This window comes from Variovorax sp. YR566, from assembly GCF_051992195.1.
GTDB lineage: Bacteria > Pseudomonadota > Gammaproteobacteria > Burkholderiales > Burkholderiaceae_C > Variovorax.
Genome location: NZ_CP197092.1, coordinates 4,760,267 through 4,783,229, shown reverse-complemented (window position 1 = coordinate 4,783,229; position 22,963 = coordinate 4,760,267). Strand labels below are relative to the sequence as shown.

At 66.5% G+C, this 22,963-nt stretch carries 23 protein-coding genes; 19 read left to right on the top strand and 4 right to left on the bottom strand.

Going from position 1 to position 22,963, the window contains the following annotated elements; translation table 11 throughout:
- Positions 1 to 2 precede the first annotated feature (2 nt).
- Complete coding sequence (locus ACTG4X_RS22400) at positions 3 to 959, top strand: alpha-E domain-containing protein (RefSeq protein ID WP_093050811.1); 957 nt, start codon at positions 3 to 5, stop codon at positions 957 to 959.
- 34 nt (positions 960 to 993) lie between these two features.
- Here ACTG4X_RS22400 and ACTG4X_RS22395 read toward each other — a convergent pair whose 3' ends face one another.
- On the bottom strand, positions 994 to 1,416 hold the full coding sequence (locus ACTG4X_RS22395) for an Lrp/AsnC family transcriptional regulator (protein WP_093050809.1): 423 nt from the start codon (positions 1,414 to 1,416) through the stop codon (positions 994 to 996).
- A 146-nt stretch (positions 1,417 to 1,562) separates the two neighbouring features.
- Between ACTG4X_RS22395 and ACTG4X_RS22390 the strand changes: the two genes are divergently transcribed.
- The gene (locus ACTG4X_RS22390) at positions 1,563 to 2,612 is read left to right on the top strand and encodes an ornithine cyclodeaminase (protein ID WP_097198798.1); all 1,050 of its coding nucleotides are present in this window, start codon (positions 1,563 to 1,565) and stop codon (positions 2,610 to 2,612) included.
- Positions 2,612 to 3,556: a citrulline utilization hydrolase CtlX gene (gene ctlX / locus ACTG4X_RS22385; protein ID WP_440531957.1), complete on the top strand. Its 945-nt coding sequence runs from the start codon at positions 2,612 to 2,614 to the stop codon at positions 3,554 to 3,556. Before ACTG4X_RS22390 ends, ctlX begins: the two co-directional genes overlap by 1 nt.
- Here ctlX and ACTG4X_RS22380 read toward each other — a convergent pair.
- From ACTG4X_RS22380 to ACTG4X_RS22370, 3 genes are all read right to left on the bottom strand, one after another.
- The gene (locus ACTG4X_RS22380) at positions 3,553 to 5,196 is read right to left on the bottom strand and encodes a phosphoethanolamine transferase (RefSeq protein ID WP_097198799.1); all 1,644 of its coding nucleotides are present in this window, start codon (positions 5,194 to 5,196) and stop codon (positions 3,553 to 3,555) included. The two genes, ctlX and ACTG4X_RS22380, sit on opposite strands and share 4 nt — an antisense overlap.
- 95 nt (positions 5,197 to 5,291) lie before the next feature.
- The gene (glpK, locus tag ACTG4X_RS22375) at positions 5,292 to 6,788 is read right to left on the bottom strand and encodes a glycerol kinase GlpK (protein WP_097198800.1); all 1,497 of its coding nucleotides are present in this window, start codon (positions 6,786 to 6,788) and stop codon (positions 5,292 to 5,294) included.
- A gap of 19 nt (positions 6,789 to 6,807) precedes the next feature.
- Positions 6,808 to 7,578, bottom strand: a complete 771-nt coding sequence (locus ACTG4X_RS22370; protein ID WP_093050798.1) for a DeoR/GlpR family DNA-binding transcription regulator — start codon at positions 7,576 to 7,578, stop codon at positions 6,808 to 6,810.
- A 122-nt stretch (positions 7,579 to 7,700) separates the two neighbouring features.
- Between ACTG4X_RS22370 and glpD the strand changes: the two genes are divergently transcribed.
- The 16 genes from glpD to ACTG4X_RS22290 all read left to right on the top strand — a co-directional run bounded on the left by glpD (position 7,701) and on the right by ACTG4X_RS22290 (position 22,955).
- Positions 7,701 to 9,359, top strand: coding sequence for a glycerol-3-phosphate dehydrogenase (gene glpD, locus ACTG4X_RS22365; protein ID WP_097198801.1), 1,659 nt, complete (start codon positions 7,701 to 7,703; stop codon positions 9,357 to 9,359).
- 25 nt (positions 9,360 to 9,384) lie between these two features.
- Positions 9,385 to 10,458: an ABC transporter ATP-binding protein gene (locus ACTG4X_RS22360; RefSeq protein ID WP_093080145.1), complete on the top strand. Its 1,074-nt coding sequence runs from the start codon at positions 9,385 to 9,387 to the stop codon at positions 10,456 to 10,458.
- 2 nt (positions 10,459 to 10,460) lie between these two features.
- Entirely contained in the window at positions 10,461 to 11,531 is a 1,071-nt protein-coding gene (locus ACTG4X_RS22355) for an ABC transporter ATP-binding protein (protein ID WP_440531956.1), read from the top strand.
- Positions 11,528 to 12,418, top strand: a complete 891-nt coding sequence (locus tag ACTG4X_RS22350; protein WP_093050786.1) for a carbohydrate ABC transporter permease — start codon at positions 11,528 to 11,530, stop codon at positions 12,416 to 12,418. Before ACTG4X_RS22355 ends, ACTG4X_RS22350 begins: the two co-directional genes overlap by 4 nt.
- Positions 12,415 to 13,227, top strand: coding sequence for a carbohydrate ABC transporter permease (locus tag ACTG4X_RS22345; protein WP_019656045.1), 813 nt, complete (start codon positions 12,415 to 12,417; stop codon positions 13,225 to 13,227). Before ACTG4X_RS22350 ends, ACTG4X_RS22345 begins: the two co-directional genes overlap by 4 nt.
- Positions 13,228 to 13,239: 12 nt before the next feature.
- Positions 13,240 to 13,548 (top strand): DUF2160 domain-containing protein, encoded by a 309-nt coding sequence (locus tag ACTG4X_RS22340; RefSeq protein WP_093050783.1) that lies wholly within the window; start codon positions 13,240 to 13,242, stop codon positions 13,546 to 13,548.
- Positions 13,549 to 13,654: 106 nt separating this feature from the next.
- Positions 13,655 to 15,388, top strand: a complete 1,734-nt coding sequence (locus ACTG4X_RS22335; RefSeq protein WP_093050780.1) for an ABC transporter substrate-binding protein — start codon at positions 13,655 to 13,657, stop codon at positions 15,386 to 15,388.
- A 184-nt stretch (positions 15,389 to 15,572) separates the two neighbouring features.
- Positions 15,573 to 16,553 carry a dialkylrecorsinol condensing enzyme gene (locus tag ACTG4X_RS22330; RefSeq protein WP_440531955.1) on the top strand — a complete coding sequence of 327 codons (981 nt, stop codon included), beginning with the start codon at positions 15,573 to 15,575 and terminating at the stop codon, positions 16,551 to 16,553.
- The gene (locus ACTG4X_RS22325; protein ID WP_093080153.1) at positions 16,543 to 17,676 is read left to right on the top strand and encodes a beta-ketoacyl-ACP synthase III; all 1,134 of its coding nucleotides are present in this window, start codon (positions 16,543 to 16,545) and stop codon (positions 17,674 to 17,676) included. Before ACTG4X_RS22330 ends, ACTG4X_RS22325 begins: the two co-directional genes overlap by 11 nt.
- 2 nt (positions 17,677 to 17,678) lie before the next feature.
- Positions 17,679 to 18,074 (top strand): hypothetical protein, encoded by a 396-nt coding sequence (locus ACTG4X_RS22320; RefSeq protein WP_093050769.1) that lies wholly within the window; start codon positions 17,679 to 17,681, stop codon positions 18,072 to 18,074.
- Positions 18,071 to 19,051, top strand: coding sequence for a BtrH N-terminal domain-containing protein (locus tag ACTG4X_RS22315; protein WP_093080158.1), 981 nt, complete (start codon positions 18,071 to 18,073; stop codon positions 19,049 to 19,051). Before ACTG4X_RS22320 ends, ACTG4X_RS22315 begins: the two co-directional genes overlap by 4 nt.
- Positions 19,051 to 19,959, top strand: coding sequence for an ABC transporter ATP-binding protein (locus ACTG4X_RS22310; RefSeq protein ID WP_440531954.1), 909 nt, complete (start codon positions 19,051 to 19,053; stop codon positions 19,957 to 19,959). Before ACTG4X_RS22315 ends, ACTG4X_RS22310 begins: the two co-directional genes overlap by 1 nt.
- Positions 19,960 to 19,964: 5 nt before the next feature.
- Complete coding sequence (locus tag ACTG4X_RS22305) at positions 19,965 to 21,122, top strand: ABC transporter permease (protein ID WP_440531953.1); 1,158 nt, start codon at positions 19,965 to 19,967, stop codon at positions 21,120 to 21,122.
- On the top strand, positions 21,119 to 21,394 hold the full coding sequence (locus ACTG4X_RS22300; RefSeq protein ID WP_256328860.1) for an acyl carrier protein: 276 nt from the start codon (positions 21,119 to 21,121) through the stop codon (positions 21,392 to 21,394). Before ACTG4X_RS22305 ends, ACTG4X_RS22300 begins: the two co-directional genes overlap by 4 nt.
- On the top strand, positions 21,391 to 22,470 hold the full coding sequence (locus ACTG4X_RS22295) for a beta-ketoacyl synthase N-terminal-like domain-containing protein (protein WP_440531952.1): 1,080 nt from the start codon (positions 21,391 to 21,393) through the stop codon (positions 22,468 to 22,470). The genes ACTG4X_RS22300 and ACTG4X_RS22295 overlap by 4 nt, the downstream gene beginning before the upstream one ends.
- Entirely contained in the window at positions 22,467 to 22,955 is a 489-nt protein-coding gene (locus ACTG4X_RS22290; protein WP_093050754.1) for a hypothetical protein, read from the top strand. The genes ACTG4X_RS22295 and ACTG4X_RS22290 overlap by 4 nt, the downstream gene beginning before the upstream one ends.
- Positions 22,956 to 22,963 lie beyond the last annotated feature (8 nt).

Sequence of the window (22,963 nt, the reverse complement as noted above, 5' to 3'; positions counted from 1 at the left end):
CGATGCTGTCTCGCACCGCCGACCATCTCTACTGGATGTCCCGCTACACCGAGCGCGCCGAGAACACGGCGCGCATGCTGGACGTCAACTACCAGACCTCCCTGCTGCCGCAGTCCGCCGAAGTGGCCAAGTACGGCTGGCAGGGCGTGCTGTCCATCAGCGAGCTGCTGCCCTGGTACAACAAGAAGTACGACCAGATCACGCCACACGACGTGATGGAGTTCATGGTCAAGGATGAGAGCAATGCCTCTTCGATCGTCTCCTGCCTGAAGGCCGCTCGCGAGAACGCGCGCGCTGTGCGCGGTGCGCTCACCACTGAAGCCTGGGAAACGCAGAACACCACCTGGCTCGAAGTCAACCGCATGCTCCGCGCAGGCGATTTCGAGCGCGACCCTGGCCAGTTCTTCGAATGGGTCAAGTTCCGCTCGCACCTGTCGCGCGGCGTCACGCTGGGCACCATGCTGCAGGACGAGGCCTTCTACTTCTCGCGCCTGGGCACCTTCCTGGAACGTGCCGACAACACCGCGCGGCTGGTGGACGTGAAGTTCCATGCGCTCAACAGCGAGTTCTTCGGCGCCGCCACCGAGGAAGACCAGGAGTACGACTTCTATCACTGGAGCGCGATCCTGCGCAGCGTTTCGGCCTTCGAGGTCTACCGCAAGGTGTACCGCGACGTGATCAAGCCCGAGCGCGTGGCCGAGCTGCTGATTCTTCGTGCCGACATGCCGCGCTCGCTGCACGCGAGCCTGGTCGAGGTGGTGAACAACCTCGCGAAGGTGCAGAACGAGCAGAGCGCTGAAACCCAGCGCCGCGCCGGCAAGCTGCTGGCCGACCTGCAATACGCGCGGGTCGACGAGATCCTCGCGACCGGCCTGCATGCCTACCTCACGCAGTTCCTCGACCGCGTGAACGAGCTGGGCGGGCGCATCAGCCAGGACTTCCTGGTTCCCGCGCACTGAGCGGTAGAGAGCCGGTGCGCCGCTGGCGCCCGGCTCAGAGCTTGTGCGTTGACAGCAGGATGCTCGTCTCGGTGCTCGAGATGCCTTCGATCTGCCGGATGGCATTGAGCACCTTGTCGAAGGCTTCGAGCGAGTCGGCGCGCAGATCGGCCATCAGGTCCCAGCGGCCGTTGGTCGAGTGCAAGGCCACGACGTTAGGGTGACCGCGCAGAACTTGGCTCACGCGCTCGGCGCGGTGCCCTTCGATCTCGATGCTCATGATCGCGCGGATGCGGTGCGCTTCCGCTTCGGGCTTCAGCCGCACGGTGTAGCCGACGATGGTTCCGTCGTTCTCCAGCTTGGCAATCCGGTTCTGCACGGTCGCCCGCGCCACGCGGAGCTTCTGGGCCAGTGCCACCACCGGCATGCGCGCGTCGTCGCGCAGCAGGGCAATGAGTTGTCGGTCGATGTCGTCCATTGCCATTTGTCAAATTGCTAATCAGATCGAGCGAAATGTAAGGTTCAAGGGCTAACTTGACAAGTTGAAGGGTTCAGTCTGGCACGTCTCCCCGGAACAATCGAAAGACGGCTGCGCGATGCGGCCGGACCGTTCAGGAGACCCCCATGACCCGCTTCATCGACGTTCCCGCCATGTCCCGCCTCGTGCAGGAGATTGGCGTGGCCCCCTTCATCGGCGCATTGGCCGACACCATCCGGGAAGACTTCATCCGCTGGCCTGATTTCGACAAATCGGCCCGTGTGGCAAATCACTCGGACATCGGCGTCATCGAGCTGATGCCTGTGTCGAACGCCTCGCGCTACGCCTTCAAGTACGTCAACGGCCACCCGGCCAACACCAGCCGCGGCCTCTACACGGTGATGGCCTTCGGCGTGCTCGCCGATGTCGAAACCGGCTACCCCGTGCTGTTGTCTGAACTGACCCTTGCCACTGCGCTTCGCACGAGCGCGACCTCGCTGACGGCGGCGCGCGCATTGGCTCGGCCCGGCGCGCGGCGCATGGCGCTCATCGGCAACGGCGCGCAGAGCGAGTTCCAGGCATTGGCCTTTCACTGCCACTTGGGCATCGAGGAAATCGCTGTGTACGACATCGACGCCCGGGCCACCGACAAGCTGGTGCGCAACCTCTCGGCCTTTCCGTCGCTCAAGATCATTCGTGCCGACTCCACGGCGCAGGCCGTGCGCGGCGCCGACATCGTGACGACCGTGACTGCCGACAAGGCCTGCGCCACCATCATCACGCCGGACATGATCGAGCCGGGCATGCACCTGAACGCCGTCGGCGGCGATTGCCCCGGCAAGACCGAACTGCATGCCGACGTGCTGCGCGGCGCGCGCGTGTTCGTCGAATACGAGCCGCAGACGCGCATCGAGGGCGACATCCAGCGGTTGCCAAAAGACTCCCCCGTGGTCGACCTGTGGCGCGTGCTGGCCGGCACGGCAACGGGGCGCGAAAGCGCTGAACAAGTCACGGTGTTCGATTCGGTCGGCTTCGCGCTCGAGGACTACGCCACCTTGCGCTATGTGCACGAACAGGCCGAGCGTCGCAACCTCGGCGTGGACGTCGAGCTGGTGCCCCGGGCCGATGACCCGAAGGACCTGTTCCGCCACACTCGCAGCGGCGCCTCGCGCGCTGTCATCCGAAGGGTGGCTTGATGATGTCGGCCGCGATCCGCTCCGTTCAGGCGCCGGCCGCCGTGGTCATGGTCCGTCCGCACAGGTTCACGCCGAACCCGGAGACTGCTGCCGACAACGCGTTCCAGACCGCAGCCGTCAAGGAGGCCGCGCAAGCCGTGGCCGACGCCGCCTATCGCGAGGTAACGGCAGCCGTCGAGCAGCTCGAAGCCGAAGGCGTGCGCGTGCATCTGTTCGAAGACCGGGGCGAGCACGACACGCCGGACTCGGTCTTTCCCAACAACTGGTTCTCCACCCACCCGGGCGGGCACGTTGCCATCTACCCGATGCATTCACCGAGCCGCCGCCGCGAGCGGCGCAGCGACGTGATCGAGATGCTCAAGGCCAACTACCGGGTGCAGGACGTCATCGACTATTCCGGCCTCGAGCACGACGGCCTGTTCCTGGAGGGCACCGGTGCGATGGTGCTCGACCACCTGGCGCGCGTGGCCTACACGGCTCGCTCCAACCGGGCCGATCCGGTGGCGCTGGAGCGCTTCAGCACGCACTTCAATTTCGAGCCGATGCTGGTGGACACGGCCGATAAAGCCGGCCGGCCGATCTATCACACCAATGTGCTGATGTGCGTGGCCACGGCCTTCGCGTTGGTCGGCTTCGACATGATCCCGGATGCGCGTCGTGCAGCCGAGGTGCGCGCCCGGCTGGAGGAATCGGGGCGCGAGGTCATTGCGCTCACCGCAGGGCAGATCGCTGAGTTCGCAGGCAATGCAATCGAGCTGTCAGGCCTCGATGGCCGCGTGCTCGCGCTGTCGCAGCGCGCCTGCAACAGCCTGAGCAGCCAGCAGAAGGCTGTCATCGAACGGTCCGCGCGGCTGCTTCCGCTGCCGGTTCCGACGATCGAGATGGCGGGCGGATCGGTGCGCTGCATGATTGCCGGCATTCATCTGTCGCCCCGGCACGGCTAGCGCGAAAACGATTCGACCGCCACCGGAATCGTGGGCGCCTGCCAGCGGTAGGCATCCTGCAGCACATCGCGTTCCGGCTTCTGCCCGTTCCACTGGATGTGGAGCAGGTCCATCAGCGTCCAGCCCGACCAGTCTGCGCGAAACGGGTGCTGCTGCGCCGCAGCCGACGGCAGCGGCTGCTGGTTGCGCCACACGACGGCCGGAATGCGATAGCCCGAGGCGGTCGCCGGGCTGTGCCCCGCGCGGTCGCTCACGTGGCCTACCTCCTGCCCGTGGTCCGACAGGTACATCCAGGCACGGTAGTCGCCCGGCTTGCCCGCGCTGCGCGTCTGCTGCAGCAGCTCGGACACCACGAAGTCGTGATACAGCAGCGCGGCGTCGTATTCCTGGCGGAAGCGGCGCACCCAGGCCGAGCGGCCGTCTTTCACGAGGCCGTTCTCGACCGCATCCACATCGTCGTCGAAGGGGTTGGCGTTGGCCGGAAAGCGCAGGCTGTAGTGCGGATGCGCGCCCATCAGATGGACCACGATCAGCTTGCGGTCGGTGCTCGTATCGGCCAGCGCCTCCTGCACGCAGTCGAGGATCTCGCCGTCCAGCGAGGCGCTGGCGCGGCCGGGCGTGCGGTTGACCATGTCGACCACGTCGGCGAGGCGCGCATGCTGCTGCTCGATGGCGAGGTCGTCATGGTTGCTGATCCACCAGACCTTGTAGCCGGCGGCGCGTGCCAGCGCCAGCAGGTGCGGCGGGTTCTCGCTCTCGGGCAGGCCGAAGTGGAACATGTTGCGCAGCGCGGGCAAGGTGCTTGCGTCGACGGACCAGGCGTTCTTCAGCACCGCCATCTGGTCGCCGGTCTGCGCCTTGTGCGCCAGCAGGCGGGGCGTGGTCGGGCGGCCGTAGCCGTACAGCGCCATGTTGTCGCGGTTGATGCTGTCGGTGATGACCAGCACCACCGTGGAAGGGCCGGTCTGCGAAATCACGGGTGCGATGCCTTTGGCTTGCGCCATCAGGCGGTCGCGCTGCTTCTGCTGGTCGGCCCAGGCGGTGCGCAGCGTGTGAACGGAATTCGCCCACTGCGTCCAGAAGACCGCGGGATGCAGCCGGCGCCAGGGCTTGCTCGCATAGGCCACGCATGCGACGAGAAGCAGCAGCGCGACAAGCGCCACGGCCCATCGCGCGGGCCGGGCGGGCGGAGCCGCCGCATCGGCTACAGCGCCGCGCCGCGCGAACATGCCCACGAGCACACCCGCCACGACCAGCGCGGCACACCATACCGCAGCGGAGCGCCAATGCATCCACAGGTATTCGGAGCCTTCGCGCGCATTGGTGTTGGCCGCTGCGCCCAGCACCATCGCACCGTCGGGCGCGGCCTGGTAGGCGTCGAGCAGATAGGCGCGCACCGCGCCGTCGAGTGCGAAGCCCATGGCCCAGAGCCAGACCAGCAGCGTGCGTATGCGCCGCATCCGCGCGCTGCGCAGCGGCCACGCAAGCCACAGCACCATCGGCATTGCCAGCACCGCGAGCTGCGCCATGCGGCGGCCGTCATGGCCGAGCGCGATGAGCGCCAGCAGCGTCGCGCCCACCACGCCGCAGGCGAGCAGCGCGTTGCGCGATGGAGAAACTTCGTTGGTTGGAGTGGTCAAACAGGCAGCGCGGCAAGTCGGGGGCGGCCGAATTCTGCCCCGGGGCTCGTGCAGCGGACCTCAGTGCCCCGATGGTGGCGAGGTCTTTTGGATCATCAGGTCGCAGTGGCCTGGCGCACCGCGCGCTCCCAGCGCGCCATCGATTCCTCGGCCTGCGCGCGGCCCATGGTCGGCATGAAGCGGCGCTCGATCTTCCACAGCTTCGAGAGTTGGCGCGCGTCGGTGTAGACCCCGGTCGACAAACCTGCGAGGTACGCGGCGCCCAGCGCGGTGGTCTCGATCACTTCGGGCCGTACCACCGGAATGCCCAGCAGGTCGGCCTGGAACTGCATGAGCAGGTCGTTCACGCTCGCGCCGCCGTCCACGCGCAGCTCGGCAACGGGCTTGCCGCCGGCGGCCACCGCGTCGCGGCTCATGGCCTGCAGCAGCGCGGCGCTCTGGTAGGCGATGCTTTCGAGCGCGGCGCGCGCAATGTGCGCAACCGTGGTGCCGCGCGTGAGGCCGGTGATGGTGCCTCGCGCATCAGCATCCCAGTAGGGCGCGCCGAGGCCGGTGAAGGCCGGCACCATCATCACGCCGCCGGCATCGGGCACGCTCTCGGCCAGCGACTGCACTTCGGCGCTGCCCTTGATGGCCTTGAGGCCGTCGCGCAGCCACTGCACCACGGCACCGCCGACGAACACGCTGCCTTCCATGGCGTACTGCGGCGTTGCATCGGTCTGCGCGGCGCTGGTCACGAGCAGGCCGTTGTGCGAGGGCTGGAACGCGCCACCCGTGTGCATCAACAGGAAGCAGCCGGTGCCGTAGGTGTTCTTCGCCATGCCGGCCTCGAAGCAGGCCTGGCCGAAAAGGGCGCTCTGCTGGTCGCCGGCCACGCCGCCGATGGGCAGCGTGCGGCCCAGCAGCGCCGCATCGGTGTCGGCGAAGTGCGAGCTCGAGGGCTGCACCTTGGGCATCAGCGCGGCGGGAATGTCGAGTGCCTTCAGCAGGTCGGCATCCCACTCGTTGCTGTGCACGTTGAAGAGCATGGTGCGCGAGGCGTTGCTCACGTCGGTCACGTGTACCTTGCCGCCGGTGAGCTGCCACATGAGCCAGCTGTCGACCGTGCCGAAGGCGAGTTCGCCGCGCTCGGCCTGCGCACGCGCGCCGGGCACGTTGTCGAGCAGCCAGCGCAGCTTGGTGCCGGAGAAGTACGCGTCGATCACCAGACCGGTTTTCTCGCGGATGGTGTCGGTCATGCCCTCGTCGCGCAGCCTGGCGCACAAGGGCTCGGCGCGGCGGTCCTGCCAGACGATGGCGTGGTGCACTGGCTGGCCCGTGGCACGGTTCCACAGCACGGTGGTTTCGCGCTGGTTGGTGATGCCGATGGCGTGGATGTCTGTGGGCTTGAGCTTCGCCTTGGCGAGCACTTCGCGCGCGGTGGCGAGCTGGCTGCGCCAGATTTCCATCGGGTCATGCTCGACCCAGCCCGGCTGCGGGTAGATCTGCGTCAGCTCTTTCTGCGCGATGGCGACGATGTGGCCTTCGCGGTCGAACACGATGCTGCGGGAGCTCGAAGTGCCCTGGTCGAGGGCGAGCAGGTAGGTGGTCATTCGTTCGTGTTCTTTCTTGTCAGTTCTCGCGCGCGATCTCGAGGCGCACCTGGGCGGTGTGCAGCAGGTCGGCGAATGGCGCCGGCGGCTCGGCATCGGTGAACAGCCGGTCGATCTGCGAGAGCGTGCCGAGCTGAATCATCGCCGGCCGGTTGAACTTGCTCGCATCTGCCGCGAGCCACACCTCGCGCGCCTGCGCGATGATGGTCTGCGCCACCTTCACCTCGCGCAGGTCGAAGTCGCGCAGCGACCCGTCGGCCTCGATGCTCGACACGCCGATCAGCGCGATGTCGACCTTGAACTGGCGGATGAAGTCGATGGTTGCCTCGCCCACGATGGCGCGGTCGCGTTGGCGCACCGAGCCGCCCGCCACGATCACTTCGCACGAGGTGTTGCCGCTCAGGATAGTGGCCACGTTCAGGTTGTTGGTGATCACGCGCAGGCCCGTGTGGCGCAGCAGCGCCTTGGCGATGGCCTCGGTGGTGGTGCCGATGTTGAGGATCAGCGAGCAGTCGTTGGGCACCAGCTCCGCCACGCGGCGGGCGATGCGCGCCTTGCCTTCAGCGTGCAGGGTCTCGCGCTGCTGGTAGCCGATGTTTTCCGTGGTCGAGCTGGGCACGCGCACGCCGCCGTGAAAGCGCGTGAGCAGGCCTTCGTCAGCCAGCCGCTGCACATCGCGCCGCACGGTCTGCAGGGTGACACCGAGCATGTCGGCCAGCTGCTCGACGGTGACGGAGCCGCGCGCGCGCACGGTGTCCAGGAGGTTGATCTGGCGCGGGTTGGAGTTCACAGGGGCGTCGTGGAAAGCAGGAAGACTGCGACCGAGGGTACAGAGCGCGCCACTTTAAAGCGAAAGAAAACGAAGCCATCTAAGGGAAAACTCGTAGGAAAATCGCGCCAAAAGGAATCCAAATGAAAAGACGCGAAAATACAATGGCCGCCGTTAGTGACCAAAGTCACGCTTCAACGGACCCAATTTCTGTGAGCGATTTCTCTTCCATTTCGCCCGCGCCGGCCACCGACTGCGACGTGCTCATCGTCGGCGGCGGCATCAACGGCTGCGGCATCGCGCGCGACCTCGCGGGCCGCGGCTGGCGCGTGGTGCTGTGCGAAAAGGACGATCTCGCCTCGCACACATCGTCTTCCTCCACCAAGCTGATCCACGGCGGGCTGCGCTACCTCGAGTACTACGAGTTCTCGCTGGTGCGCAAGGCGCTGCAGGAGCGCGAGGTGCTGCTCAAGAGCGCGCCGCACATCATGTGGCCGCTGCGCTTCGTGATGCCGCACGACCCGTCGATGCGCCCGGCCTGGATGATCCGCATCGGCCTGTTCATGTATGACCACCTTGCCAAACGCGAGGTGCTGCCGGCTTCGCACAGCGTCGATCTGCGCCGCCACGCCGCGGGCAAGCCGCTGAAGGACCAGTACAAGCGCGGCTTCATCTATTCGGACGGCTGGGTCGACGATGCGCGCCTCGTGGTGCTCAACGCGCTCGACGCACAGGCGCGCGGCGCCGAAGTGCTGACCCGCACCCGCTGCGTGCACGCCCAGCGAGCCGCCGACGGATGGACTGCCACGCTGCAAGGCGCCGACGGCAACAAGCGCACGCTGCGCGCCAGGGCGGTGGTCAATGCCGCGGGGCCGTGGGCCGAATCATTCCTGCGCGGCGTCGCGCAGTCGGCCAAGGGCGAGGCGCTGGCCACCAAGAGCCTGCGGCTCGTGAAGGGCAGCCACATCGTGGTGCCGCGCCTGTTCGAGCACGACCACGCCTACATCTTCCAGAACCCCGACAAGCGGATCATCTTCGCCATTCCCTACCAGGACGAGTTCACGCTGATCGGCACCACCGACATCGAACTCACCGGCGACGACCCCGGCGCCGCGCGCATCGCGCAGGAAGAAATCGACTACCTCTGCACCCAGGCCAGCCGCTACTTCGAGAAGCCCATCGTGCCGGCCGACGTGGTGTGGACCTACTCGGGCGTGCGCCCGTTGCTCGACGACGACTCGGGCGACCCATCGGCCGTCACGCGCGACTACATGCTCGAATCGAACACCACCGCAGCGCCGCTGCTGTCGGTGTGGGGCGGCAAGATCACCACCTTCCGCAAGCTGGCCGAGGACGCGGCCGACGAGGTGGGCAGGATGCTGGGCCAGTCGAGCGCGCAGCGCCCGGCCTGGACCGACGGCGCCTTTCTCGCGGGCGGCGACCTGTCGGCATGGATCGGCGCTGCGAAGCGGCCCGACGACGATTTCGAACGCTTCGTGTCGGCTGTGCAAACCAAATATCCGTGGCTCTACGGCCACCTGGCGCGTCGCCTCGCGCGGGGCTACGGCGCCCGCATCGCGGAGTTGCTGGGCGAAGCAAAGTCCTTTGCCGACCTGGGCGACGAAGTGGCGCCCGGCCTGTACGAGCGCGAACTGCGCTTCCTGCAGGACCGCGAATGGGCCGTGAGCGCGGAAGACGTGCTCTGGCGGCGTTCCAAGCTGGGGCTGCACTACACGCCCGAAGAGCGCGAGCAGGTCGCGCGCTGGCTGTTGCAGCAGCAGGTCCGCGTCAAAAACAACTAGACCGAACACAAGGGAAAGAGCGCCAATGCAATTGACACTGGAGCGCGTCACCAAGAAGGTGGGTGCGCAGACATGGCTCTACGAGCAGAGCATCGCGCCCAGGAGCGGCGCGGTCACCGTGCTGCTGGGCGCAACGCAGGCCGGCAAGACCAGCCTCATGCGGCTGATGGCGGGGCTCGACACGCCCACCGAAGGCAAGGTGCTGGTCGACGGCAAGGACGTGACCGGCATGCCCGTGCGCGAACGCAATGTCGCGATGGTCTACCAGCAGTTCATCAACTATCCGTCGCTCAAGGTTGCGGACAACATTGCCTCGCCGCTCAAGCTGCGCGGTGAGTCGAACATCGATGCACGCGTAAAGGCGCTGGCCGACAAGCTGCACATCGGCATGTTCCTCGACCGCTATCCGGCCGAACTCTCGGGCGGCCAGCAGCAGCGCGTGGCGCTGGCGCGCGCGCTCGCCAAGAACGCACCGCTGATGCTGCTCGACGAGCCGCTGGTCAACCTCGACTACAAGCTGCGCGAAGGCCTGCGCGAAGAGCTCACGCAACTCTTCGCCACTGGCGATTCGACCGTGATCTACGCGACCACCGAGCCCGGCGAAGCGTTGCTGCTTGGCGGCTACACGGCCGTGATGGATGCCGGCGAGCTGCTGCAGTACGGCCCGACGGCCGAAGTGTTCCACGCGCCGCAGTCGCTGCGAGTGGCACGGGCCTTCAGCGATCCGCCGATGAACCTGCTGGCCGGCACCGCGACCGCCGGCAAGGTGCAACTGGCTGGTGGTCCCGCGCTGGCTCTGGCTGTGCCTGAAAGCGTTGCAGGCGCCGTCACGGTCGGCCTGCGCGCGAGCGCACTGAACGTGGATGCGGGGCAGGGCGACATCGCCTTGCCCGGCAAGGTGGAGCTGGCCGAAATCTCGGGCTCCGACACCTTCGTGCACGTCGAGACAGCGGTGGGCGAACTGGTGGCACAGCTCACCGGTGTGCACCGCTTCGAGCTGGGCGCCTCGATCACGCTGTATTTCAGCGCGTCGCAAGCCTATGTGTTCGATGCCAGCGAAAAGCTGGCGCTGGCGCCGGCATGGCGCAAAGGAAACTAGTCATGGCACGCATCGACCTCGACCTGGCCCACGCCTATCGCCCCAACCCGACGCAGGACAGCGACTATGCGCTGCTGCCGCTGAAGATGAGCTTTCGCGACGGCGGGGCGTATGCCTTGCTCGGCCCCTCGGGCTGCGGCAAGACGACCATGCTGAACATCATCTCGGGCCTGCTCGTGCCCTCGCAGGGAACGGTCACCTTCGATGGCCGCGACATGACGCGCGCCACGCCGCAAGAACGCAACATCGCGCAGGTGTTCCAGTTCCCGGTGATCTACGACACCATGACCGTGGCCGAGAACCTCGCGTTCCCGCTGCGCAACCGCAAGGTGCCGGCCGACCAGATCAAGAAGCGCGTGGGCGAGATTGCCGAGATGCTCGACATGAGCGGGCAACTCAACCAGCGCGCCGCCGGCCTCGCGGCCGACGCCAAGCAGAAGATCTCCCTCGGGCGCGGGCTGGTGCGCAGCGACGTGTCGGCGGTGCTTTTCGACGAGCCGCTCACCGTGATCGACCCGCACCTGAAGTGGCAGCTGCGCCGCAAGCTCAAGCAGATTCACCGCGAGCTGAAGCTCACGCTCATCTACGTGACGCACGATCAGGTCGAGGCGCTCACCTTCGCCGAAGAGGTGGTGGTGATGACGCGCGGCAAGGCCGTGCAGGTGGGCAGCGCCGAAGCACTGTTCGAGCGGCCGGCCCACACCTTCGTCGGGCATTTCATCGGCTCGCCGGGCATGAACTTCCTGTCCGCGAAGAGCGCGAACGGCACCATCGAGGTTGCGGGCACGCCATTGGTGCCCACGCGCGAGTTGCCGCAGGGGCCTCTGAAGATCGGCATCCGCCCCGAGTACCTGCGCCTGTCCAACGCGGGCGCCGCCGGTGCGGTGCCGGCCGTGGTGAAGCAGGTGCAGGACGTGGGCACGCACGTGATGCTGAGCGTGGAGGCCGACGGCAGCGTGCTGAAGGTGCGGCTGCACTCCGACGACCAGCCGCCGGCAGCGGGAGGCACGGTGTGGGTGCGAGTGTTGGATACGCACACCTGCTATTACAAAGACGAGGAACTGGTCGTATGAACGCAACCAACAAACCGATCAACCAGAAGGCGTGGTGGCTGGTGCTGCCAGTGCTCATCTGCGTTGCGTTCTCGGCCATCGTGCCGCTCATGACGGTGGTCAACTACTCGGTGCAGGACATCATCTCGCCCGAGCGCCGAGTCTTCGTCGGCACCGAGTGGTTCGCCTCGGTGATGCGCGACGACGAGCTGCACGAGGCGCTGTGGCGCCAGCTGGGCTTCTCGCTGTCGGTGCTGCTGGTCGAGATTCCGCTGGGCATCGGCCTGGCGCTGTCGATGCCGGCCAAGGGCTGGAAGTCTTCAGCGGTGCTGGTGGTGGTGGCGCTGTCGCTGCTGATTCCATGGAACGTGGTCGGCACCATCTGGCAGATCTACGGCCGCGCCGACATCGGCCTGCTGGGCCATGCGCTGCAGACGATGGGCATCGAATACAACTACACCGGCAGCGCCACAGACGCGTGGCTCACCGTGCTGGTCATGGATGTGTGGCATTGGACGCCGCTGGTGGCGCTGCTGTGCTACGCGGGCCTGCGCTCGATTCCCGATGCCTACTACCAGGCCGCGCGCATCGATGGCGCGAGCAAGTTCGCGGTGTTCCGCTTCATCCAGCTGCCCAAGATGCGCGGCGTGCTGATGATCGCGGTGCTGCTGCGATTCATGGACAGCTTCATGATCTACACCGAGCCCTTCGTGCTGACGGGCGGCGGGCCGGGCAACGCAACCACCTTCCTGAGCCAATACCTCACGCAGAAGGCAGTGGGGCAGTTCGACCTGGGGCCTGCAGCGGCGTTCTCGCTGATCTATTTCCTCATCATCCTGCTGTTCTGCTTCGTGCTCTACAACTGGATGCAGCGGGTCGGTACGCAGGAAGCGGAGGTGGAGAAATGAACGAGAAGAGATTTCACAAGCGCAGCATCTTCCTGGTGCTGTACATCCTGTTCGCGCTGTTGCCCATCTACTGGATGATCAACATGAGCTTCAAGACGAACGAGGAGATCCTGTCGAGCTTCTCGTTCTTTCCGCAGCAGCTCACCTGGGCCAACTACGCGCGCATCTTCACCGATGAGTCGTGGTACTCGGGCTACATCAACAGCCTGATCTACGTGGCCATCAACACGGTGATCTCGCTCACCGTGGCGCTGCCAGCGGCCTATGCGTTCTCGCGCTATTCGTTCCTGGGTGACAAGCATGTGTTCTTCTGGCTGCTGACCAACCGCATGACGCCGCCCGCGGTGTTCCTGCTGCCGTTCTTCCAGCTGTACAGCACGGTCGGCCTGATGGACACGCACCTGGGCGTGGCGCTCGCGCATTTGCTGTTCAACGTGCCGCTGGCGGTGTGGATCCTGGAAGGTTTCATGAGCGGCATTCCGCGCGAGATCGACGAGACGGCGTACATCGACGGCTATTCGTTCCCGCGCTTCTTCCTCACTATCTTCCTGCCGCTCATCAAGGCCGGCGTGGGCGTGGCGGCGTTCTTCTGCTTCATGTTCAGCTGGGTTGAGCTGCTGCTGGCGCGCACGCTCACGAGCGTGAACGCCAAGCCCATCGTGGCGACGATGACGCGCACGGTGAGCGCCTCGGGCATGGACTGGGCAACACTGGCGGCTGCCGGGGTGCTGACCATCGTTCCGGGCGCCATCGTCATCTGGTTCGTGCGCCATTACATCGCGAAGGGTTTCGCGATGGGTCGTGTTTAAGGAGGCCGAGAGATGTTCGACTGGATGGTCTGGACCACCCCGGTGGCCGTGTTCTTCATCTGCATCGCGCTCATGCTGGTCGGCATGACGGTGTGGGAGTTCAAGTCGCCCACCACGCTGCGGCGCGGCTGGCTGCCGATGGCCACCACGCGTGGCGACCGGCTCTTCATCGGGCTGCTGTCGGCGGCGTACCTGAACCTGGTCTTCATCGGCCTGGCCGGCAAGTTCCAGGAGTGGTTCAGCCTGGAGGCCGAGCCTTCGATCTGGATCAGCTTCGTGCTGTCGATGGGCCTGCTTGCGCTCGTGATGCGCAAGGGCTGAGCGGGCACGGCTCTTAGCGTTCAACCAAATGCGTTCCGGCTCTCCGCCTCCCCGGAGCCGTGATCGAACACAACACCGGGGAAGCAACAACCGAGGAGACAACTTCATGAAGATGCGCTACACGGCATTGGCACTGGCAGCGGCGATGTTCGCCGCGCACGGTGCGGCAACGGCCGGCGAGGCTGAAGCCAAGAAATGGATCGACAGCGAGTTCCAGCCATCTACCTTGTCCAAGGACAAGCAGATGGAGGAAATGAAATGGTTCATCGATGCGGCCAAGAAGCTGCAGGCCAAGGGCGTGAAGGAGGTGTCCGTCGTCTCCGAAACCCTGACCACCCACGAGTACGAATCGAAGACGCTGGCCAAGGCCTTCGAGGAAATCACCGGCATCAAGGTCAAGCATGACCTGATCCAGGAAGGCGACGTGGTCGAGAAGCTGCAGACCTCGATGCAGTCGGGCAAGTCGATCTATGACGGCTGGGTGTCCGACTCCGACCTGATCGGCACGCACTACCGCTACGGCAAGATCATGTCGCTGACCGAGTACATGGGCGGCGCGGGCAAGGAGTTCACCAACCCCGGCCTCGACCTGAAGGATTTCATCGGCACCAGCTTCACCACTGCTCCCGACGGCCAGCTCTACCAGCTGCCCGACCAGCAGTTCGCCAACCTGTACTGGTTCCGCGCCGACCTGTTCGCACGCAAGGACCTGCAGGACAAGTTCAAGGCCAAGTACGGCTACAACCTGGGCGTGCCGCTCAACTGGAGCGCCTACGAAGACATCGCCGAGTTCTTCAGCGTCGACGTGAAGACCATCGACGGCAAGCCGATCTACGGCCACATGGACTACGGCAAGAAGGACCCGTCGCTGGGCTGGCGCTTCACCGATGCGTGGCTGTCGATGGCCGGCTCCGCCGACAAGGGCATTCCCAACGGCATGCCGATCGACGAATGGGGCATTCGCGTGGCCGCCGACAAGTGCACGCCCACCGGCGCCTCGGTGTCGCGTGGCGGCGCCACCAACTCGCCGGCTGCCGTGTACGCGCTCACCAAGTACATCGACTGGATGAAGAAGTACGCGCCCAAGGAGGCCATGGGCATGACCTTCGGCGAATCCGGCCCCGTGCCGGCGCAGGGCCAGATCGCCCAGCAGATCTTCTGGTACACGGCCTTCACCGCCGACATGACCAAGAAGGGCCTGCCCGTGGTGAACGACGACGGCTCGCCGAAGTGGCGCATGGCCCCCGGCCCGAACGGTCCGTACTGGAAGCAGGGCATGCAGAACGGCTACCAGGACGTGGGTTCGTGGACCTTCTTCAAGGGCCATGACGCCAACAAGACGGCAGCAGCCTGGCTCTACGCGCAGTTCATCACTGCCAAGACCACCTCGCTGAAGAAGTCGATCACCGGCCTGACCTTCATCCGCGACAGCGACATCCGCTCGGACTACTTCACGCAGAACGCCAACAAGTACGGCGGCCTGATCGAGTTCTACCGCAGCCCGGCGCGCGTGGCCTGGACCCCGACCGGCACCAACGTGCCCGACTATCCGAAGCTCGCGCAGCTCTGGTGGAAGAACGTGGCCGAGGCCGTCACGGGCGAGAAGACTCCGCAGAAGGCAATGGACAACCTGGCCGACGAGATGGACAACGTGATGGCCCGCCTCGAGCGCGCCGGCATGGCCCATTGCGCGCCCAAGCTCAACCCCAAGGGCGACCCGGCCAAGTACCTGAGCGACGACCACGCCCCGTGGAAGAAGCTGGCCAACGAGAAGCCGAAGGGCGAGACCATCGACTACAACAAGCTGCTGACCGCCTGGAAGGAAGGCAAGGTGCGCTGAGCTTCCCTCGCGCACCACGACAGGGGCCGTGCCGCAAGGTGCGGCCCTTTTTTCTTGTTCTTTTTCCGCATCGCCGGCCATTTGACCGATTCGACCGTCTGATTGCCGCGACGCCATGACCATTGGCAGATGCGCTCGCTACAGGCATCGCGTACATTCGACGGCCCCCGAAACGCCACCGCCAGTGACTTCCAGCCCCTCCAGCCCCCCTCGAAGCGTCAAGCGCGTCCTCGTTCTTCGCTATTCGCAATCCGGCCAGCTCGACGAGGTTGCAGACCGGATCGTGGCGCCGCTGCGCGCCGACCCGTCGATCGAGGTGCACGAGGAAACGCTGCGCCCACTTGCGCCGTATCCCTTTCCCTGGCCCTTCCTGAGCTTCTTCGACGCTTTCCCGGAGTCGGCCCACATGAAGCCGCAGCCGCTGGCGCCGCTGTCGCTCACGGGCCAGGAAGACTTCGACCTCGTCATCCTGCCGTACCAGGTGTGGTTCCTGGCGCCTTCACAGCCCGTGGCGGCCTTCCTCAAGCACCCGGTGGCGGCGCGGCTGCTCAAGGGCAAGCCGGTGGTCACGGTCATCGCCTGCCGCAACATGTGGCTTCTGGCCCACGAAAAACTCAAGGGCATGCTCGACGACGTCGGCGCGAGGCTGATCGACAACGTGGTGCTGACCGACCCCGGCCCCACGCTCGCCACCTTCTTCACCACGCCGGCCTGGCTGATCTGGGGCCGCAAGCGCGGCTTCTGGGGCATGCCCGATGCCGGGCTCAGTGCCGAACAGATCGACGGTACAGGCCGCTTCGGCCGTGCCCTGCGTGATGCCCTGCACAACGACCTGGAGCGCGGCAAGCAGCCGCTGCTGGCCGGCCTCGGGGCGGTGCAGGCCAATGCCAGGCTGCTCATCAGCGAGAAGGCCGGCACGCGCAGCTTCTACCTGTGGGGCAAGCTCATCATGGCCGCCGGCGGGCCCGGCGCGTGGCAGCGCAAGCCGCTGCTGCTGCTGTACGTGCTGTTTCTGCTGGTACTGATCATTACGGTGGTGCCCGTGAGCCTGAGCCTGCAGGCACTCCTGCGACCTTTGTTCAGAGGGTGGCTGACTAAAATGACAGCCCAATTCGAGTGCCCGTCGGGCTCTGCCACGGACCGCACCCCCCTCTATGACGACTGATGTCTTCCTGACCCGCACCGCCGCCTTTCTGCCCTTTTCCCCGGTCAGCAATGAAGACATCGAAGACGTCCTCGGTCGCATCGGCGGCAAGGCGTCTCGCGCGCGGCGGCTGATCCTGCGCAGCAACGGCATCCAGTCGCGCCACTACGCCATCGACCGCGCCACGGGCGAACTGGCGATGACCAACGCGCAGCTCACTGCATCCGCGATCCGCGCGCTGGGCGACGTGGGGCCGGTCGACTGCCTCGTCACCGGCACTTCGCTGCCCGACCAGCTCATGCCCAACCACGCGGTGATGGTGCACGGCGAACTCGGCTGGCCGCGGCTCGAAGTAGTGGCCTGCGCGGGCATCTGCCTGGCTGGTGCCACCGCGTTGAAGCATGCATGGCTCTCGGTGCGCGCGGGCGATGCCCGGCGCGCGGTGGCCACGGGTTCGGAGCTCGCCTCGGCCGTGATGCGCGGCTCGCGCTTCGAGGCCGAGCTCGAGCACAAGCTCGAAGCATTGGAAGCGCGGCCCGAACTGGCCTTCGAGAAAGACTTTCTGCGCTGGATGCTGTCCGACGGCGCGGGTGCAGTGCTGCTGGAGCGCGAGCCACGCGGGCCGCTGTCGCTGCGCATCGACTGGATCGACCTGTCGTCCGCCGCGCACGAGCTGCCGGTGTGCATGTACGCCGGTGCCGAGAAGAATGCCGAAGGCGGCCTCGACGGCTGGGGACGCAAGTCGCCCGAAGACTGGCGGCGCGAGTCGACCTTCGCCGTCAAGCAGGACGTGCGCCTGCTCAACGACAACATCGTGCGCGCCACGCTGGGCGAGCCGCTGGCGGCCATCATCGAGCGGCGCGGGCTGAAGACGGCGGACATCGACTGGTTCCTGCCGCACCTGTCGTCGCAGTACTTCGTCGAGCCGGTGAGCCAGTGCCTCGAATCGCTGGGCCTGCCGATTCCGCGCGAGCGCTGGTTCAGCAATCTTGCGAGCAAGGGCAATACGGGTTCGGCGTCGCCTTACATCATGCTCGACGAGCTGTTCCGCTCGGGCCGCATCAAGCCCGGCCAGAAGCTGCTGATGTTCGTGCCCGAAAGTGGCCGCTTCTCCAGCGGCTTCATCTACATGGAAGCGGTGTAGCCATGGATCTCGACGCGGTACCGCAGGAGGGCAATGCGACCCTCGACGGCCACTCCAAGCTGATGTACGCCCGCGATGCGCAGGGCCGCGTCGTCACCACCACTTCGCGCGGCTGGGAGGCGGAAGAGATCGTCACCAGCCATGCGGTCGACGTGCTCGTCGAGCAGGCGCAGGCCGCGAAGGAGCGCGTGAAAGCGGGGCAGGCTTCGCCGCTCGAATACTGGATGTACGAGCGCCGCATGGACGTGGCGCTGCTCTCGCAGACCAGCGGCTTCTGGCAGTGGCGCGTGCGGCGCCACCTGCAGCCGCGCCATTTCGCCGCGCTGTCGCCGGCGCAACTCGCACGCTACAGCGAAGCGCTGGGCCTGCCCGTTTCCACCTTGCAAGGCCTGCCGTGAACTTTCAACACCAACAGGCGGCGCATTGCGAAAGCGGCGTCATCTCCAGCCTGATGCGCCACCACGGCGCGCCGATGAGCGAGAGCATGGCGCTGGGCCTGTCGTCCGCGATTTCGTTCGCGTACCTTCCCTTCATCAAGCTGTCGGGCCTGCCGCTGATCTCGTACCGCATGCCGCCCAAGGCCATCATCAAGGGCCTGCTGGCGCCGATGGCCGCGCGCTTCCGCTTCGAGACCTTCCGCAGCGCCGAGGCGGGGCAGCAGAGGCTCGACGCGCTGCTGGCCGATGGCCAGCTGGTGGGGCTGCAAACGTCGGTGTACTGGCTGCCGTACTTTCCGCCGAACATGCGCTTTCACTTCAATGCGCACAACCTGCTGGTGTACGGCAAGGACGGCGACGACTACCTGATCAGCGACCCGGTGTTCGAGGAGCCCGTGCGTTGCGCGAGCAGCGACCTGGCACGTGCCCGCTTCGCCAAGGGCGTGCTGGCCCCGAAGGGACTCATGTACTACCCGCAGGCCATCGACCGCAAGGTCGTCGATGCGGCCTCGGTGGTCAAGGCCATCCGCAAGACAGTGCGCAACATGCTCGCGCCCATTCCCATCGTCGGTGTGCGCGGCATGCACACGCTGGCCAAGCGCATGCAGAAGCTGTCGCCGGCCGATCCGCGCAGCGTCGACTTCATCGGCCACGTGGTGCGCATGCAGGAAGAAATCGGCACGGGCGGGGCGGGCTTCCGCTTCATCTACGCGGGCTTTCTGCAGGAGGCGGCCCAGTTGCTCGACAAGCCGCAGCTGCAGCAGATGTCGGAGCGGCTCATCGCCATCGGCGACGGCTGGCGTGCGTTCGCGCTCAAAGCCGCGCGCATGGTGAAGGGGCGTGAGGCGGTCGACCCGGCTGCGCTGGCTGCGAAGCTGCGGGAGCAGGCGCAGCAGGAGGAAAGCTTCTTTCGCGACCTGAAGGCAGCTGTCGCCTGATGTTAGAGCTGCGCCAGCTCAGCTACCGCTACCTGCATGCCGACGCGCCCGCGCTGGCCGACGTATCGCTCGCGGTGCCAAAGGGCTGCGTACTGGGTTTGCTGGGACCGAACGGCGCAGGCAAGACCACGCTGATCTCGCATCTGTCGGGCGCGCTTGCCGTGCAGTCGGGCGAGATCCGCATCGACGACCAGCCGCTGCAGCAGGTGCGCGCGAAGACGCCAACGCGCATTGCCGTGGCGCCACAGGAGCAGGCCTTCTATCCGATGCTGACCGTGGCCGAGAACCTTGCCTGCTTTGCCGCGGCTGGAGGCCTGTCGGGCGCGCGAAAGAAGGAGCGCATCGCGGCCTGTACGCAGTTTGCGCAGCTGGAGCAGTTCGCGGGCGTGCGCGCCGAGCGGCTGTCGGGCGGACTCAAGCGCCGGCTCAACCTGGCCATTGCCCTGCTGCCCGAACCCGAGCTGATGCTGTTCGACGAACCCACCGTGGGTGTCGATCCGCAATCGCGCGCCTTCATCCTCGACGCCATCAAGAGCCTCGCGCAGCAGGGCGCGGCGGTGATCTACGCCTCGCACTACATGGAAGAGATCGAGGCGATCGCTGACCGTGTCGCCATCCTCGACCGCGGCCATGTGCTGCGCGAAGGCTCGCTCGACGAACTGCTGTCGAAGAACGCGATGCTGCTCACGCTGGCTGCTGACGGGCTAGATGCCGACATGCTCTCGCGCTTCGGCACGGTGGAGCAGGGGGGAGTGCACTGGCGCATTCACCTGAACGCCGGCAGCGGCCCGGGGCCTGTGCTGGCCGCGCTCGAAGCTGCGGGCATCGAAGTGCGCCATGCCGAGTTCGGCCGCCATGACCTCGAGCAGCTTTTCATGGCGCTCACCCATCGCTCGCTGCGCGACTGACCCCCATGCTCCTCGCGCTCATCAAGAAAGAACTGCTCGCCCTCGTGCGCGACATGCATGGCCTTGCCGCGCTGTTCCTGATGCCGATGGTCTTCATCGTGCTGATGTCGCTCACGCTGAAGGATATCTATCGCCCGCCACTGGCCGAGCTGACTTATGCCATCGACATGCGCGACACGGCCACGCCGGCCAAATGGCTGCAGCAGCTCTGGCAGCGCAGCCATGGTGCACCGCAGCCGCTGGGCAGCGACTGGCAGGCGCGGCTGCGCAACGGCTCGCTCAAGTACGTGATCGTGATGGAGCCGGGCCTGTCTGAAGAACTGGAATCTGCCGCGCTGTCGACGCAGGCACGCATCCATCTGCTGACCGAGCCCGGCATCGACGCCAACCTGTTCAATGCGCTGCGTGCCGAACTCATCGGCGCATCGGGCGAGCTCAAGGCGCGCCTCGCGCTGGCGGTGCCCGGCACGGCCAGTCCTGCGCCAGAGGCTTCCATCGAGGCGATGGTGCATGCCGAGCGCTTCTCCACCGCCGGCCCGCGGCCGACCTCGGTGCAGCAGAACGTGCCGGCATGGCTGGTGTTCGGCATGTTCTTCGTGGTGGCCTCGCTCTCCAGCCTGTTCGTGCAGGAGCGCAGCTCGGGCGCGCTCGGCCGGCTGCAGAGCCTGGGCGTGTCGCGCATCATGCTGCTCGCGTCGAAGGCGTTGCCGTACCTGGGCGTGAACGCGCTGCAGGCTGTGCTGATGCTCGCGGCCGGTATCTGGTTCATGCCGCTGATCGGCGGTGATGCGCTGTCGCTTGCAGGCGTCCATTGGGGGGCGCTGCTGCTGTCGCTGGCGGCGGTGAGCCTGGCGGCGGTGAGCCTGTCGCTCGCGCTGGCTTGCCTGGTGCGCAGCCATGCGCAGGCCGCCACCATCGGGCCGATGGTCAACGTGCTGATGGCGGCGGCGGGCGGCATCATGGTGCCCAAGTTCGTCATGCCGGGCTTCATGCAGCGGCTGGTCGAGATCTCTCCGATGAACTGGGGGCTCGAGGCGCTGCTGACCGTGCTGCTGCGCGGCGGCGGCGTGGCCGATGCCCTGCCGCAGATCGGCCGGCTGGTCGTGTTCGCGGCGCTGATGTTTCTTCTGGCCGTTTTCCTGTTTCGCAGGCGCGCACCGTGAGCACCACCGTCACCCCTGAATTCATCGCCAGCCTCAAGGCGATGGTGCTCGAAGCCGTCGAGAAAGATGCGCCCCCGGGCGGCCTCGGCGACGACGAGCCGCTGTTCGGCCCCGAGGCCCGGCTCGACCTCGATTCGCTCGACGCCCTGCAGGTGTCGATGACGATCCAGCAGCGCTTTGGCGTGCGTATGCCCGACAGCAAGGAAACGCGCCGGGCGATGACTTCCATCGCCCATCTCGCGGAGCATCTGGCGCAAGCGGGCAAGGCATGAACGATGTCTACCTGGCCGGCATGGGCCTGGCCTGTGTGCTGGGTGACGACATGCCGTCCGTGCTGGCCTCATTGCGACATGGTTGCGTGCCCCCGACGCCGGTGGCCGTGGCGGACGGAATCAGCTGGCCGGTCTACGCGCTGGCGTCGAGAGAAGGCGACTGGACGCAGCGCCTGTGCAGCACCGTGCGCAGCGTGGTTGCGCAGACTGACAAGACCGGTGATTTGGGACCACGCACCGCGCCGCTGTTCGTGGCCTCGTCGTCGCTCGACATCGGCTTCATGGAATACGAGAAACAGGATCTGCGGCTAGGCGGTGATCTGCAGGACTTTGCCGGTGTCGTGGCCCGCGCGCTGGACTGGCAGGGGCCGGTGTTCACCGTCTCGACCGCCTGCACCTCGGCGCTGAACGCCGTGCTGGCCGCCGCCGACCTGATCCGAAGCGCGGAGGCCGACGAAGCGCTTGTGCTCGGCGTCGAGATGGACAACCGCTTCACCGTGGCCGGCTTCGGCGCAATGCAACTGCTGGCGCCAGACAGCGCGCAGCCCTTCGGTGCGCAGCGCAAGGGGCTGGTGCTCGGCGAAGCGGTGGCTGCATTGCGCCTGACATCGCAGCCCGCGCGATGGCAGATCACGGGCGGCGCCAATGTGGTCGATGGGCGCAACCCCTCTGGCACCGAAGCCTCGGCCGTGCTCGCGATGTGTCGCGGCGCGCTGACGCAGGGCGGCCTGCAGCCCGGCGACATTGACCTGATCAAGGTGCAGGCGGCTGGCAGCCCCGTCAACGATGCCATCGAGGTGGAAGCGCTGAAGCAGGTGTTCGATCCGCTGCCGCCGCTGGTGTCGCTCAAGTCGGCGATCGGCCACACGCTGGGCGCGGCGGGGGCGGCGGAATTGGCCCTGCTGGTTGGCTGCATCGAAGGTGGCGTCTGGCCCACCGTGGACTATCCGCTCGATGCCTCGCTCGGCATTGCGCTGAGCAAGGAGGCGCCGCAGAGGCTGCGCAACATCCTGCTCAACGTGGTCGGCTTCGGCGGCGGGCATGCCTCGCTGGTGTTGAAGGATGTCGGCTCATGAGCACCTGGCGCACCGCAGCGCATTTCGTCGCGCATCCGCCGCCCGCCGACTGGCGCGACGACCTGGCCCGCCGCATCGGCCGCCGGCCGCGCCGCGTCGGCCTGTGGACCGAACTGGCGATGTACGGCGCGCGCTGCTGCCTCGACGCCGCTGGCGAGGCAGCGCTGCCGGCCGGCGCGCGCATCCGCGTTGCCAGCATGCGCGGTGCATGGGGCGCCACGCATGCGGGGCTGACCCAGCTCGATGCGGGCCTGCCGATGCCCTTCACCTTCATGCAGAGTCAGCCTGCGCTGATGCTGGCCGAAGTCGGCCGGTGCCTTGAATGGCAGGGCGATGCCAGCTTCGCGCTGTGCCGCGATGCGGCGCGGACGCTACAACTGGCGAAGATGGGTGCGTCGCGTGATGGACTGCTGTTCGGCATCGTTGAAGAGGAGCGCAACGGCGAACTGCCGCGCTCCGAGTGGTGGCGGCTGATGCCCGACTGACGGGCAAG

Bases quoted from the DNA above. Each gene is read 5' to 3' on its own strand.
- ACTG4X_RS22400 (WP_093050811.1), top strand. From the start codon at position 3: ATGCTGTCTCGCACCGCCGACCATCTCTACTGGATGTCCCGCTACACC.
- ACTG4X_RS22395 (WP_093050809.1), bottom strand. From the start codon at position 1,416: ATGGACGACATCGACCGACAACTCATTGCCCTGCTGCGCGACGACGCG.
- ACTG4X_RS22390 (WP_097198798.1), top strand. From the start codon at position 1,563: ATGACCCGCTTCATCGACGTTCCCGCCATGTCCCGCCTCGTGCAGGAG.
- ctlX (WP_440531957.1), top strand. From the start codon at position 2,612: ATGATGTCGGCCGCGATCCGCTCCGTTCAGGCGCCGGCCGCCGTGGTC.
- glpK (WP_097198800.1), bottom strand. From the start codon at position 6,788: ATGACCACCTACCTGCTCGCCCTCGACCAGGGCACTTCGAGCTCCCGC.
- glpD (WP_097198801.1), top strand. From the start codon at position 7,701: ATGAAAAGACGCGAAAATACAATGGCCGCCGTTAGTGACCAAAGTCAC.
- ACTG4X_RS22360 (WP_093080145.1), top strand. From the start codon at position 9,385: ATGCAATTGACACTGGAGCGCGTCACCAAGAAGGTGGGTGCGCAGACA.
- ACTG4X_RS22355 (WP_440531956.1), top strand. From the start codon at position 10,461: ATGGCACGCATCGACCTCGACCTGGCCCACGCCTATCGCCCCAACCCG.
- ACTG4X_RS22350 (WP_093050786.1), top strand. From the start codon at position 11,528: ATGAACGCAACCAACAAACCGATCAACCAGAAGGCGTGGTGGCTGGTG.
- ACTG4X_RS22345 (WP_019656045.1), top strand. From the start codon at position 12,415: ATGAACGAGAAGAGATTTCACAAGCGCAGCATCTTCCTGGTGCTGTAC.
- ACTG4X_RS22340 (WP_093050783.1), top strand. From the start codon at position 13,240: ATGTTCGACTGGATGGTCTGGACCACCCCGGTGGCCGTGTTCTTCATC.
- ACTG4X_RS22335 (WP_093050780.1), top strand. From the start codon at position 13,655: ATGAAGATGCGCTACACGGCATTGGCACTGGCAGCGGCGATGTTCGCC.
- ACTG4X_RS22325 (WP_093080153.1), top strand. From the start codon at position 16,543: ATGACGACTGATGTCTTCCTGACCCGCACCGCCGCCTTTCTGCCCTTT.
- ACTG4X_RS22320 (WP_093050769.1), top strand. From the start codon at position 17,679: ATGGATCTCGACGCGGTACCGCAGGAGGGCAATGCGACCCTCGACGGC.
- ACTG4X_RS22310 (WP_440531954.1), top strand. From the start codon at position 19,051: ATGTTAGAGCTGCGCCAGCTCAGCTACCGCTACCTGCATGCCGACGCG.
- ACTG4X_RS22305 (WP_440531953.1), top strand. From the start codon at position 19,965: ATGCTCCTCGCGCTCATCAAGAAAGAACTGCTCGCCCTCGTGCGCGAC.
- ACTG4X_RS22295 (WP_440531952.1), top strand. From the start codon at position 21,391: ATGAACGATGTCTACCTGGCCGGCATGGGCCTGGCCTGTGTGCTGGGT.
- ACTG4X_RS22290 (WP_093050754.1), top strand. From the start codon at position 22,467: ATGAGCACCTGGCGCACCGCAGCGCATTTCGTCGCGCATCCGCCGCCC.